Origin of the sequence: Micromonospora musae, from assembly GCF_003626635.1 — a bacterium.
Lineage (GTDB): Bacteria > Actinomycetota > Actinomycetes > Mycobacteriales > Micromonosporaceae > Micromonospora > Micromonospora musae.
Map to the genome: position 1 here is coordinate 160,453 of NZ_RAZT01000005.1, position 13,300 is coordinate 173,752.

Sequence of the window (13,300 nt, forward strand, 5' to 3'; positions counted from 1 at the left end):
CCGGGTCAGTCGTTGGCGTGCAGTGCCGCGTTCAGCTCGATGCCCCGGCCGGTGCGCGGCCTCGCCTCCAGCGCCCCGTTGACCGAGTTGCGCCAGAAGAGCAGGCCGTCCACGCCGGAGAGCTCCCGTGCCTTGACCACCCGACCGTCCGGCAGAGTGATCTTCGACGCGGCGGTGATGTAGCAGCCGGCCTCGACCACGCAGTCGTCGCCGAGGGAGATGCCGACCCCGGCGTTCGCGCCGATCAGGCTCCGCTCACCGATGCGGACCTTGTCGGTGCCGCCACCGGAGAGGGTGCCCATGATCGAGGCCCCGCCGCCGACGTCGGAGCCGTCGCCGACCACCACGCCCTGCACGATGCGCCCCTCGACCATCGAGGTGCCGAGCGTGCCGGCGTTGAAGTTCACGAAGCCCTCGTGCATCACGGTGGTGCCGGAGGCCAGGTACGCGCCGAGGCGGACCCGGTCGGCGTCGGCGATCCGCACGCCGGAGGGCACCACGTAGTCGGTCATCCGGGGGAACTTGTCCACCCCGTACACGGCCAGGTGGCGACCGGCGGCCCGCTCGATGACCCGCAGCTCGTCGACCCGCTCCGGCGGGCACGGCCCGGCCGAGGTCCAGGCCACGTTCGCCAGCTTGCCGAAGATGCCGTCCAGGTTGAGCTCGTTGGGTCGCACCAGGCGGTGGGAGAGCAGGTGCAGCCGGAGGTACGCGTCGGCGGCGTCCTTGATCGGATCGTCCAGCGAGCCGATCTGGGTGACGACCTGGACGGCCCGCAGGCCGGGCAGGGTCCGCTCGCCGACCGCCGACGGCGGCAGGTCGAGCACGTCCGCCTTCTCCTCGCCGGCCACCAGCGGGAGCTCGCCGAGCCCCAGCTTGCCGGTCGGGTACCAGGTGTCGAGCACCTGATCGTCGGCGGCGACCGTGGCCAGGCCGATGCCCCAGGCGGATTGCGCGGACGTCACAGATTCACCCTTCGTTCGCGGGGTCGTGCGGGTGCAAGCTCACTCGGCACCCCCACCGGCTCTGACGGTACCGTGCGAAACATGGAGAACCCGCTGACCCCCGAGGTCCTCGCCGATCCGGTGGCGTTGACCCGCGCCCTCGTCGACATCGAGTCCGTCTCCCTCAACGAGAAGGCGATCGCCGACTGCGTCGAGGAGGTGCTCCGGGGTGTGCCGCACCTCACCACGTACCGGCACGGCAACACGGTGATGGCGCGAACCGAGCTGGGCCGGTCGCAGCGGGTGGTGTTGGCCGGGCATCTGGACACGGTGCCGCTGAACAACAACTTCCCGTCCACCATGCGCGGCGACCTGATGTACGGCTGCGGCACGTCGGACATGAAGTCGGGGGTGGCGTACGCCCTGCACCTGGCGGTGACGCTGCCGGACCCTCGGTACGACGTGACGTACTTCTTCTACGAGGCCGAGGAGATCGAGTCGAGGTACAACGGGCTGCTCCTGGTCGGCGAGGCGCACCCGGAGTGGCTGCAGGCGGACTTCGCGGTGCTGCTGGAGCCCACGTACGGCATCGTCGAGGCCGGTTGCCAGGGGACCATGCGGGCGAACGTCACCACGTACGGCGAGCGGGCCCACGCGGCGCGGTCCTGGCACGGGGTGAACGCCATCCACGGCGCCGTCGAGGTGTTGCGCCGCCTGACGGCGTACGAGGCACGCCGGGTCACCATCGACGGCTGCGACTACCGCGAGGGCCTCAACGCGGTGCGGATCGAGGGCGGGGTGGCCGGCAACGTCATCCCCGACCGTTGTGAGATCGAGATCAACTACCGGTACGCCCCGGACCGCGACCCGGCGGCCGCCGAGGCGCACCTGCGGGAGGTCTTCGCCGGCTTCGACCTGGTGGTGACCGACGCGGCGGCCGGCGCCCTGCCGGGGCTGGAGGCGCCGCCGGCGCGGGAGTTCCTCGAAGCGGTGGGTGCCGCGCCGATCGGCAAGCTGGGCTGGACGGACGTGGCCCGCTTCGCGGCGCTGGGCATTCCGGCGTTGAACTTCGGCCCCGGTGATCCGAACCTGGCCCACCACAAGGACGAGCACGTCGAGATCGGCAAGATCCGTGACGGCGCGGCCACCCTGCACCGGTGGCTGGCCTCCTCCTGACCCCGTACATGGATCAGGAGGCTCGCGCCGGGTGGCGCGAGCCTCCTGATCGTTCCCGGCCTGGCCGGTTGGTCAGAGTGGGGCGGTGAGGGACGGGTCGGTGCTCTGGCGGGTGTCGGAGTCACCGGTCGGCTCGCCGGCCGGCTCCATCTGCCGGGCGCGGCGACGCTCGGCCACCACGTCGCGGATCCGTCGCTGCATCTGACGACGGATCCGGATCATCTCGCTGTTGCTGATCACGCTGGCTCCTCCCCCGAAGGCGCGCGCCGGGGCATACCCGGTATGTGAATAGTAAGACGTACGGGCGACGGTTTTGGTTGCCCAAGATCGCGAACTATTTCGACGCGTTCTCGGCCCGTGCACCCGGCGGGGGTCGCTCCACTACGGTTGCTTGCATGAGTCAGAGCAACGGGCGGGAGCCGGGCCGCAGAGCGGGGCGGGAGCGGCACCGGGGGGCTGTCACCCTGCGCCGGCAGGCCATCCCGGACAGCACCGCCGATCAGCGTCTGCTCGATTCCCGAGGGCGCGGCGACTGGAAGACCAGGGACGCCTGGCGGGCGCTGCGCATCCTCTCGGAGTTCGTGGAGGGCTTCGACACCCTCGCCGACCTCCCGCCGGCGGTCAGCGTCTTCGGCTCCGCGCGCAGCGGCCCGGACAGCCCCGAGTGCCGGCTGGCCGAGGAGCTGGGAGCCGCGCTGGCCCGGGCCGGCTACGCGGTGATCACGGGCGGCGGCCCGGGTGTGATGGAGGCCGCCAACCGGGGCGCCAGCGGGGCCGGTGGCCTCTCCGTCGGGCTCGGCATCGAGCTCCCCTTCGAGCAGGGCATCAACGACTGGGTCGACCTCGCCATCGACTTCCGCTACTTCTTCGCCCGCAAGACCATGTTCGTCAAGTACGCCCACGGGTTCGTGGTGCTCCCCGGCGGGTTCGGCACCATGGACGAGCTCTTCGAGGCGCTCACCCTGGTGCAGACCGGCAAGGTCACCCGGTTCCCGGTGGTGCTGATGGGCACGGCGTACTGGCAGGGGCTGATCGACTGGCTCCGCGACACGATGGCCGCCGACGGCAAGATCGGGCCGGTCGACCTGGAGTTGATCTGCCTCACCGACTCCGTCGAGGCGGCGGTCCGGCACATCGTGGAGGCCGAGGCGGCGCTCTCCGCCGAGCAGGAGGCGGTCCGGGAGGAGGCGGTGGCCCGCGTCGCCGCCGACCAGCGGGACGCGGCGGAGGCCGCGGACGAGCGTGACGCCGCCGATTCCGGTGGAGCGAGGGAGAGCTGAGCGAGTGGCTGCCATCTGTGTCTTCTGCGCCTCCTCCCGGACGATCGAGCAGCGCTGGCTCGACCTGGCGACCGAGACCGGCGCGGAGATCGCCCGGCGCGGGCACACCCTGGTCAGTGGCGGTGGCTGCGTCGGGATGATGGGCGCGATCGCCGACGGGGCGCGGGCGGCCGGCGGCCCGACCGTCGGGGTGATACCGCAGGCGCTGGTCGACCTGGAGGTCGCCGACCTGCGCTCGGACGAGCTGTTGATCACCGATTCGATGGCGAGCCGTAAGACCCTGATGATCGACAAGTCGGACGCGTTCCTGACGCTGCCGGGCGGGCTCGGCACCTTGGACGAGCTCTTCGAGGTCTGGACGACCGCCACGCTCACCCTGCACGCCAAGCCGATGGTGCTGGTGGACACCGACGGGTTCTACCGGCCGCTGCTGAACTGGCTCGCCGACCTCACCGACCAGCACTTCCTCAAGCCGGCCGGCCTCGACCTGCTGACGGTCGTCGACTCCGTCCCCGCCGCCCTGGACGCCCTCGAATCCCACCTGGCCTGACCGTCCCCGACCCTGCCCGGCACTTTCCCTGAAGGTGTTGCCTCGCCGGCCCGGAAGCCGACACTTTCCGGCAAAGTGCCCTCAGCCCCCTCCGGCGGCGTCCGGCAGGCGGGGTGGCGTGCGGGGGGTGTCGTAGGGGCGTGGTGGGATGAGCTGATGCAGGCGTACCGGTTGGTGCGTCGGCCCACTGGGCCGACCGACGGGCTCCGCCGGCCCGGAGGGTCGGCCGCCGGGAACGGCACGTCGGCGCGGCCGGCGGGCGGCCCGTGGCGTCCGGGTGACGGGTCGACCTGGCGGGCCGACCCGGTGCAGGCGGAGGTGATCGGGCACACCGACGGGCCGATGCTCGTCACGGGCGGGCCGGGCACCGGCAAGACCAGCACGCTCGTCGAAGCGGTCGCCGCACGGGTGACCGAGGGGGTCGACCCCGAGCGGATCCTCGTGCTCACCTTCAGCCGCCGGGGCGCCACCGCGCTGCGCCACCGGATCGAGGCCCGGGTGGCCCGCGAGGGTCACCGGGTGCTGCGCGAGCCGCTGGTACGCACCTTCCCGGCGTACGCCTTCGGGCTGCTCCGGCGCGCCGCCGCCGAGCGGGGCGAGCCGTCACCCCGGCTGCTCACCGGTCCCGAGCAGGATCTGATCATCCGCGAGCTGCTGGACGTGGTCGGCGAGGAGCCGGAGGACGACCCGGTCGGCTGGCCGGAGGACATGCGCCCCGCCCTACGCACCCGGGCCTTCGCCGCCCAGCTGCGGGACCTGCTGATGCGCGCCGCCGAACGCGGGGTGGGCCCGGTGGAGCTGGCCCGCCTCGGCGAGCGGCTCGGCCGGGCCGACTGGCCGGCGGCCGCGCGGTTCCTCCGGGAGTACGTCGCCGTGCTGGCGCTGCGCGACGTCAGCAACCGCGGCTCGATCGCGTACGACCCGGCCGAGCTGGTCCGGGCCGCCACCGGGCTGCTGCGCGACGACGAGGAGCTGCTCGCGGCCGAGCGGCGCCGGCTGGCGTACGTCTACGTCGACGAGCTGGCCGACACCGACCCGGCCCAGCTGGAGCTGCTCGCCGTGGTGGCCGGGGGCGGGAAGCCGCTGGTCGCCTTCGCCGATCCGGATTCGTCCACGTACGCCTTCCGGGGTGCCGACCCGGCCGGGGTGACCATGTTCCCGCACCGGTTCCGGACGGTCTCCGGCGCGCCGGCGGCGCAGGTGCTGCTCGCCACCTCCTACCGGGCCGGCGCCCGACTGCTGACCGCAGCCGGCCGGATCTCCCGTCGGCTGCGTGGCCCGGCGGCGCACCGCCGGCTGCGACCGTTGCCCGACGCGCCGCCCGGCGCCGTGGAGGTGCACACCTTCCGCTCGGCGACCAGCGAGGCGGCCTGGCTGGCCCACACGCTGCGCACGGCGCACCTGCTCGACGGGGTTCCCTGGTCGGCGATGGCGGTGCTGCTCCGCTCCACCGCGCTCGCGCTGCCCACGCTGCAACGGGCGCTGCACGCCGCCGGGGTGCCCACCGTCGTGCACGGCGAGGACCTGCCGCTGCACCTGCAACCGGCGGTCGCGCCGCTGCTCCTGCTGCTGCGCTGCGCGCTCGAACCGGAGCGGCTCGACGAGGAGGCGGCCGTCGCGCTGCTGCACTCGCCGCTCGGCGGAGCCGACCCGCTGGCCGAGCGGCGGCTACGGCAGGGCCTGCGCGCCCTGGCTCTGGCGGCCGGTGAACGGCGTCCCTCCGGCGAGCTGCTCGTCGCCGCGCTGCGGGACCCGGCGGAGCTGGCCGGCATCGACCGGCGATGGGCCGAGCCGGCGCAGACCGTGGCGGCGCTGCTGGCGCGCGCCCGAGAGGCGGCCGAGCGTCCCGGCGCCACGGCCGAGGACGTGCTCTGGGCGGTGTGGCAGGCCAGCGGCCTGGCCGAGCGGTGGGCCGGCGCGATCAGCCGGGGCCGGCCGGTGCCCGGCGAGGGGGACGTCGCGCGGCGGCGTCGGGCCGAGGCCGCCGACCGGGACCTCGACGCGGTGATGGTGCTCTTCGACGCGGCGGCCCGGTTCACCGACCGGCTGCCAGGCGCGCGTACGGAGGTGTTCCTCGACCACGTTCTCGGCCAGGAGTTGCCGGCCGACACCCTCGCCCCGACCGCCGACCGGGGCGACGCCGTCCGGCTGCTCACCACGCACGCGGCGAAGGGGCTGGAGTGGGATGTGGTCGCGGTCGCCGGCGTCCAGGAGGGGGTCTGGCCCGATCTGCGGCTGCGGGGCAGTCTGCTCGGCTCCGAGCGGCTGGTCGACGTGCTCGCCGGCCGCGCCGTCGACGGCGGCAGGGTGGCCACGGTGGTCGGGCAGACCTCGGCCCTGCTCGACGAGGAGCGGCGGCTGTTCCACGTCGCGGTGACCCGGGCCCGGCGTCGGCTGCTGGTCAGCGCGGTCGCCTCGGCGGCGGTGGGCGGGGACGACCACGAGGAGCAGCCGAGCCGCTTCCTGCACGAGCTGGGGCCCGTCGACCCGCCCGGCGACGGCCCCACCCCACCCGCCCCGCGACCCACGCCCGACGGTGACCCGGAGGATCGCGACCCCGACGACCGACCGGGCGACCGGTCCGGCTCGGACCACACGACCGCCGGCCGGCCGGGCTCGCGCGACGCGGTCGCTGGCGGGCCCGACTCACGCGACGCGGTCGGCGGCGGGCCGGGCTCACGCGACGCGATCGCCGACGGGCCGCCGGAGCAACCCGTGTCACGCGGCTCGGACGACAGCGGCAGCGACCAGGAGGAACGTGCCGGCGCGGCGACCGGGTGGCCCGCAGCGCTGCCCGTCACCCGGCCTCCCCGGGCGCTCACGTTGCCCGCCGTCGTCGCCGAGCTGCGCACCGTGGTGGTCGACCCGGCGGTCCCGTACGCCCGGCGGCGCGCCGCGGCGGCCGAGCTGGCCCGGCTCGCGGCGGCCGGCGTGCCCGGCGCGCATCCGGACGACTGGTGGGGGCTGCGCGGGCTCTCCGACGACCGGCCGCTGGTGGACGAGGGGGATCCGGTCCGGGTGACTCCCTCGGCGATGGAGAGCGCGCTGCGGTGCAGCCTGCGCTGGTTGCTGGAGCGGCACGGCGGCAGCGCGCCGGCCAGCACCGCGCAGGGGGTGGGGAATCTGGTGCACGCCGCCGCGATGCTCGCCGAGGACGCCAGCGCCGACCGGGGCGCGCTGCTCGACTACGTGGCCGCCCGGTTCGACGCGATCGAACTGGCGGCCCGCTGGATGGCCGGGCCGGAGCGGTCCCGCGCCGAGGCGATGGTCGACAAGCTGCTCCGCTGGCTGGCCGGTAACCCCCGCCGGCTGCTCGCCATCGAGCACGAGTTCGCCGTACGTCTGGACGACCCGCACCACCCCGTCGAGCTGGTCGGCCGGGTCGACCGGCTGGAGGTCGACGCCGATGGGCGGCTCGTGGTGGTCGACCTGAAGACCGGCAAGTCCACCGCGGTGACCGGGAGCGACCTGGCCGAGCATCCGCAGTTGGGCGCCTATCAGGCGGCCGTCGAGGCCGGGGCGTTCGCCGACTTCGGAGACGAGTCCGGTGGCGCCGCGCTGGTGCAGCTCGGCACCACGGCCAAGGACGCGAAGGAGCAGAGCCAGCCGCCGGCCGCGCAGGGGCCGGAGGCCGGCTGGGCGACCGCCCTGGTGCGCCGCACCGCCGATACGATGGCGGCCGCCACCTTCGCCGCCGTCGCGAACTCGAAGTGCCGGGTCTGCCCGGTGCGGACCAGCTGCCCGGTCTCCGGGCAGGGGCGTCAGGTCGTCGAACCGCCGGCCGTCCGCCGCCCGGGGCAGCCGGAACGCGGGGAGTGAGCTGACGAGCGTGAGCGCGAGGAGTGGCCCGACTGGCCCCGAGCCGCGAACCGAGGTGTCGCCGTGACCCAACCCGCCCTCTTCGGCGCCGCGACCCCGGCGCCCCGGGTGGCCGACGCCGGACCCCGCTACACCCCGGTCGAGCTGGCCCGCCTGCTGCGGCTGCCGGCACCCACCCGGGAGCAGGCGGCGATCATCGCCGCGCCGGTGGAGCCGCTGCTGGTGGTCGCGGGAGCCGGCTCCGGCAAGACGGAGACGATGGCCGCCCGGGTGGTCTGGCTGGTGGCCAACTCGTACGTCCGTCCCGAGCAGGTGCTCGGGCTGACCTTCACCCGCAAGGCCGCCGGGGAGCTGGCGCACCGCGTCCGTACCCGACTCGACCAGCTGATCCGGCGGCTCGGCCGGCGGCAGCGGGACTCGCTGGACGATCCGCTCGCCGGCGAGCCGACCATCGCCACCTACCACTCGTACGCCGGGCGGATCGTCACGGAGCACGGCCTGCGCGCCGGCTACGAGCCGTCCACCCGGCTGCTCACCGAGGCGTCCCGCTGGCAGCTGGTGGACCTGCTGGTACGCAACTTCGACGGCGACATGTCCGAGGTGGACCGGATGCCGAGCACCATCACCGACGCGGTGCTGGCGCTCGCCGGTGAGCTGGACGAGCACCTGGTGGGCCCGGACGAGCTGGCCGCCTGGACGGGCCGGTTCTTCGCGGAGGTGCAGGCCAGCTCCGGCCGGGTCTACGCCGACGTGCGCAAGGCGCTCCAGCTCCAGCAGACCCGCCTGAAGTTGCTTCCGCTGGTGCGGGCGTACGCCCGGCGCAAGGAGGACTTCGAGGCGATGGACTTCGCCGACCAGCTGGCCCGGGCGGCCCGGGTGGCCCGGGACCACCCGGGGGTCGGCGCGATCGAGCGGGACCGCTACCGGGTGGTGCTGCTCGACGAGTACCAGGACACCAGCCACGCCCAGGTGGTGCTCCTCGGCGCCCTCTTCGGCGGCGGGCACCCGGTGACCGCTGTCGGTGACCCGTGTCAGTCGATCTACGGCTGGCGGGGGGCGTCGGCGGGCACCCTGGACCGGTTCCCCGCCGAGTTCGCCCGCCGCGACGGCACGCCCGCCCCCGCGCTCGGCCTGACCACCAGTTGGCGTAACCGACCGGAGATCCTCGGGGTGGCGAACGCGCTGGCCACGCCGTTGCGGGCGGCGGGCGCGCGGGTGCCGGAGCTGCACGCCGCGCAGACCGTTCGCGATCCGATTCCGCATCGCAGCCCCCGCGGCGCGGCCGGCGGCACCGTGCACTGCGCGCTGCTCGAGACGTACGCCGACGAGGCGGCGTGGATCGCCGACAGTGTGCTGGCCGCCTGGCGGGGCGCGGCCCGGATGCCCGACGCGCTGCCCGAGCACATTCCGGTGCCGCTGCGGCCGACGACCGCCGTGCTGGTCCGGGTACGCAGCCAGATCCCGGCGATCGAGTCGGCGCTGCGGGAGCGGGGGCTGCCGGTCGAGGTGGTGGGCCTGGGCGGTCTGCTGGACACCCCGGAGGTGCGGGACGTGGTCTGCACGCTGCGGGTGCTGGCCGACCCGACCGACGGCGCGGCGCTGCTGCGCCTGCTCACCGGCGCGCGCTGGCGGATCGGGCCGCGTGACCTGGTGGCCCTGCACCGCCGGGCACGCGCCATCGCCGTGGCTCGGCGTCAGCTCGCCACCGACGATCTGCCCGAGATCACTCCGGATCAGCTCGACGAGGCGACGCTCGTCGAGGCGCTGGCCGACCTCGGCCCGGCGCAGGCGTACTCGGCGGAGGGCTTCGCGCGGCTGCGCGCGTACGGCCGGGAGTTGGCGTTGCTCCGCTACCGGCTGGACCAGTCGCTGCCCGATCTGATCGCGGACATCGAGCGGACCGTCGGCCTGGACGTGGAGGTGGCGGTCCGGGCCGGCCGGGACGGCACGGGCGACGCCGGCCTGGCCCGCGGTCACCTGGACGCGCTCGGTGACGTGGCGGCGAGGTTCAGCGGCGAGACACCGGGCGCGACGCTCTCGGCGTTCCTCGCCTACCTGGCCGCCGCGGAGGACGAGGAGCGGGGCCTCACCCCGGGCGAGGTGGAGGTCGTCGAGGGCGCGGTGCAGGTGCTCACCGCGCACTCGGCGAAGGGCCTGGAGTGGGACGTGGTGGCGGTCGCCGGCCTGACCCGCGGCGTCTGGCCGGGGCTGGTCCGCAACTCCGACCACTGGCTCGGCGGGCTGGGCGTGCTGCCGTTCCCGCTGCGCGGCGACGCCGACGGCCTGCCCCGGTTGGACCTCGGCGAGGTGACCGACCAGCGCGGGGTGGCCCGGGCGTTGACCGACTTCACCGACGACTGGCGGGCGCACGACGAGCGGGAGGAGCGGCGGCTGGCGTACGTCGCCGTGACCCGTCCCCGCCGGCTGCTGCTCTGCTCCGGCTACTGGTGGGGGGAGGGGACCAAGCGGGCCCGTGGCCCGTCGGTGTTTCTGCAGGAGGTGCAGGACGCCTGCGCGGAGGGCGGGTCCGGGCACCTGGTCGACGTCTGGGTCTCCGAGCCGGCGCCGGACGCGGGAAATCCGACCACCGAGGTGGTGCTCCGGGCGGAGTGGCCGGCCGATCCGTTGGGCGCGCGCCGCCCGGCGCTGACCGAGGCCGCGGCGATGGTCCGGCGGTTCCTGACCGGGGGACCGGAGGTCGACGCGGCGGCGGGCGATCCGCACGAGTCGCCGGACGACGAACCGGCCCCCGTCCGGGAGGCGCTCGACGGCGCGCCGGCCGAGGTGCGGCAGGGCGCGCGGGCCGGGGGCGACGCCGGGCCGGATCCGGTGGCGGACGACCCGGAGGTGGCGCGCTGGCGGCAGGAGGTCGATCTGCTGCTGACCGAGCGGGCCGAGCTGACCCGGGCCACGGGCGCGGTCGAGGTGGCGTTGCCCGGTCAGCTGAGCGTCACCCAGTTGGTGGCGCTGCGTCGCGACCCGCACGGGCTGGCCCGTACGCTGCGCCGTCCGGTGCCCTCCGAACCCAACCCGTACGCCCGGCGGGGCACCGCCTTCCACACCTGGCTGGAGCAGCGGTTCGGTGCGGACCGGCTGCTCGACCTGGACGAGTTGCCGGGTGCGGCCGACGCGGACGCCGCGCCGGACGAGGCGCTCGCCGAGTTGCAGGAGCGCTTCCTGGCGAGCGAGTGGGCCGAACGGGTGCCGGTCGAGGTGGAGGTGCCGTTCGCCACGGTGATCGCCGGGGTGGTGGTCCGGGGGCGGATGGACGCGGTCTTCGGCCGTCCCGGCGGCCGGTACGACGTGGTGGACTGGAAGACCGGCGCGCAGCCGACCGGCGCGGCGGCGGAGGCCGCCGCCGTGCAGTTGGCCGTCTACCGGCTGGCCTGGGCGGAGCTGGCCGGGGTTCCGGTCGACCGGGTTGGCGCGGCGTTCCACTACGTACGGGACGGGGTGACCGTCCGTCCGGCGGACCTGCTCGACGTGGCCGGGTTGACCGACCTGATCGCCGCCGTGCCCGACTCGGCAGAAGCCGACACATCGCGCGTCCATCCGTGATAGGTTGGAGCTGTTGCAGTTTTGGTTACCAGAGACTCTGTGTGCGCCTGGTGGATCGTGACCCCAGGCGCACTTTGTTGTGTCCGGAGTTCTCCGGGCGGGGCGACCAGCAGCGACAGGTGCTCGACGTGATTCACGCGAGTGCTCCCGGGCCCGCAGCAGGTGCGGGTTCGACGTTCCGTCAAGGAGACGAAACATGGCAATTGGCACGGTCAAGTGGTTCAACGCTGACAAGGGCTTCGGGTTCATCACCCCGGACGACGGCGGCGCCGACGTCTTCGCGCACTTCTCGGCGATCCAGTCCTCCGGCTACCGGAGCCTGGACGAGAACCAGCGGGTCGAGTTCGAGGTGACGCAGGGCCAGAAGGGCCCGCAGGCGGCCAACATCCGCCCGCTCTGATCGTCGGGTAACTCCGTACCACCCACCGCGCTCTTCGGGGCGCAGTGACGAGTCGGCCCGCCGCCGCACGGCGGCGGGCCGACCTGTACCCCACTCGGTTCGTGCTTGCGACCGCCGGCGGCTCCGCCGCACCGGCGACAGCGCCACCCCGGCGCCTTCCTCGACACGTGCCGCCTCGAGGAAGGCTTTCTCATGACTGACGTCATTCCGTCGTTCGCCGGTACCGGCCTGGCTCCGGCCCTGCTCGCCGCGTTGTCGGCACAGGGCATCGCCGAGCCGTTCCCCATCCAGTCCGCCACCCTGCCCGACTCGCTCGCCGGCCGGGACGTGCTCGGCCGGGGTCGTACCGGCTCCGGCAAGACCCTCGCCTTCGGGCTCGCGCTGCTGCACCGGACCGCCGGCCGGCGGGCCCGTCCGGGCCGTCCGCTGGCGCTGGTGCTGGTGCCGACCCGCGAACTGGCCCAGCAGGTGACCACGGCGCTCTCCCCGTACGCCCGTGCGGTCGGGCTGCGCTGCGCGACGGTGGTCGGCGGACTGTCGCTGCAGCGGCAGGCGGACGCGCTGCGCGCCGGGGTGGAGGTGCTGGTGGCCACCCCCGGCCGGCTGCACGACCTGATCAACCGCGGCGACGCCCGCCTCGACCAGGTCCAGGTCACGGTGCTCGACGAGGCCGACCAGATGGCCGACATGGGCTTCCTGCCGCAGGTCACGAAGCTGCTGGAGCAGGTCGCTCCGGACGGGCAGCGGATGCTCTTCTCCGCCACGCTCGACGGCGGCGTGGACCGACTGGTCCGCCGTTTCCTGAGCGACCCGGTGTCGCACTCGGTCGACCCGGGGACCGCCACGGTCACCGCGATGAGCCACCACGTGCTGCACGTCGACCCGATGGAGAAGACGGCCGCGGTCACCCGGATCGCCGCCCGCGAGGGGCGCACCATCCTCTTCCTCGGCACCAAGCACCGGGCCGACCGGCTCGCCCGCCAGCTGCTGGCCAGGGGCGTACGCGCCGCGGCCCTGCACGGCGGCAAGTCGCAGCCGCAACGGACCCGCATCCTGGAGCAGTTCCGCACCGGGCTGGTGACCACCCTGGTCGCCACCGACGTGGCGGCCCGGGGCATCCACGTCGACGGGCTGGATCTGGTGGTCAACGTGGATCCGCCCACCGAGGCCAAGGACTACCTGCACCGGGGCGGCCGTACGGCTCGCGCCGGGCAGCCCGGCCGGGTGGTGACCCTGGTCGTGCCGGAGCAGCGGCGGGACGTCTCCCGTCTCATGGCGACGGCCGGCATCCGCCCCGAGTCCGTCCAGGTGCGCTCCGGTGACGACGCGCTGGCCCGGCTGACCGGGGCGCGGGAGCCCTCCGGTGTGCCGGTGACGATCGCGCCGCCGGCACCCGTGCGGGCGGCCCGTCCCGCGTCGGTACGGGCGACGGACGGGGCGACCGACGAGGGCGGATCACAGGTGGGCCGGCCCACGCACCGTGCGTCGGGGCGGTCACGTCGCCCCCGCCGTCCCCGCCGGGCCTGACACCTGCCGATCCACCGCCCGACGGTCGAATCGCGGCCGTCCGGTG

Annotated in this window: 9 protein-coding genes; 7 read left to right on the forward strand and 2 right to left on the reverse strand. The window is 74.6% G+C overall.

Annotation, left to right across the window (positions count from 1 at the left end; genetic code table 11):
- Nucleotides 1-5: 5 nt before the first annotated feature.
- A complete protein-coding gene (dapD, locus tag D7044_RS11555; RefSeq protein ID WP_120679189.1) occupies nt 6-965 on the reverse strand; it encodes a 2,3,4,5-tetrahydropyridine-2,6-dicarboxylate N-succinyltransferase in 960 nt (319 codons plus the stop codon).
- Between the two features lie 81 nt (nt 966-1,046).
- Here dapD and dapE point away from each other — a divergent pair, with 81 nt between their 5' ends.
- The gene (gene dapE, locus D7044_RS11560; RefSeq protein ID WP_120679191.1) at nt 1,047-2,120 is read left to right on the forward strand and encodes a succinyl-diaminopimelate desuccinylase; all 1,074 of its coding nucleotides are present in this window, start codon (nt 1,047-1,049) and stop codon (nt 2,118-2,120) included.
- Between the two features lie 72 nt (nt 2,121-2,192).
- Here dapE and D7044_RS32590 read toward each other — a convergent pair whose 3' ends face one another.
- A complete protein-coding gene (locus D7044_RS32590; RefSeq protein ID WP_199716578.1) occupies nt 2,193-2,360 on the reverse strand; it encodes a hypothetical protein in 168 nt (55 codons plus the stop codon).
- Between the two features lie 155 nt (nt 2,361-2,515).
- Between D7044_RS32590 and D7044_RS11565 the strand changes: the two genes are divergently transcribed.
- From D7044_RS11565 to D7044_RS11590, 6 genes are all read left to right on the forward strand, one after another.
- The gene (locus D7044_RS11565) at nt 2,516-3,400 is read left to right on the forward strand and encodes an LOG family protein (protein WP_120679193.1); all 885 of its coding nucleotides are present in this window, start codon (nt 2,516-2,518) and stop codon (nt 3,398-3,400) included.
- A gap of 4 nt (nt 3,401-3,404) precedes the next feature.
- The gene (locus tag D7044_RS11570; protein ID WP_120679195.1) at nt 3,405-3,950 is read left to right on the forward strand and encodes an LOG family protein; all 546 of its coding nucleotides are present in this window, start codon (nt 3,405-3,407) and stop codon (nt 3,948-3,950) included.
- A 156-nt stretch (nt 3,951-4,106) separates the two neighbouring features.
- Nucleotides 4,107-7,769: an ATP-dependent helicase gene (locus tag D7044_RS11575; protein WP_120688844.1), complete on the forward strand. Its 3,663-nt coding sequence runs from the start codon at nt 4,107-4,109 to the stop codon at nt 7,767-7,769.
- A gap of 63 nt (nt 7,770-7,832) precedes the next feature.
- A complete protein-coding gene (locus D7044_RS11580) occupies nt 7,833-11,327 on the forward strand; it encodes an ATP-dependent helicase (RefSeq protein WP_120688845.1) in 3,495 nt (1,164 codons plus the stop codon).
- Nucleotides 11,328-11,523: 196 nt separating this feature from the next.
- On the forward strand, nt 11,524-11,727 hold the full coding sequence (cspE, locus tag D7044_RS11585) for a transcription antiterminator/RNA stability regulator CspE (RefSeq protein WP_076466503.1): 204 nt from the start codon (nt 11,524-11,526) through the stop codon (nt 11,725-11,727).
- A 192-nt stretch (nt 11,728-11,919) separates the two neighbouring features.
- On the forward strand, nt 11,920-13,254 hold the full coding sequence (locus D7044_RS11590) for a DEAD/DEAH box helicase (protein WP_120679201.1): 1,335 nt from the start codon (nt 11,920-11,922) through the stop codon (nt 13,252-13,254).
- Nucleotides 13,255-13,300 lie beyond the last annotated feature (46 nt).

Excerpts from the sequence above, each read along its gene's own strand:
- dapE (WP_120679191.1), top strand. The coding sequence starts at position 1,047 with ATGGAGAACCCGCTGACCCCCGAGGTCCTCGCCGATCCGGTGGCGTTG.
- D7044_RS11565 (WP_120679193.1), top strand. The coding sequence starts at position 2,516 with ATGAGTCAGAGCAACGGGCGGGAGCCGGGCCGCAGAGCGGGGCGGGAG.
- D7044_RS11575 (WP_120688844.1), top strand. The coding sequence starts at position 4,107 with ATGCAGGCGTACCGGTTGGTGCGTCGGCCCACTGGGCCGACCGACGGG.
- cspE (WP_076466503.1), top strand. The coding sequence starts at position 11,524 with ATGGCAATTGGCACGGTCAAGTGGTTCAACGCTGACAAGGGCTTCGGG.
- D7044_RS11590 (WP_120679201.1), top strand. The coding sequence starts at position 11,920 with ATGACTGACGTCATTCCGTCGTTCGCCGGTACCGGCCTGGCTCCGGCC.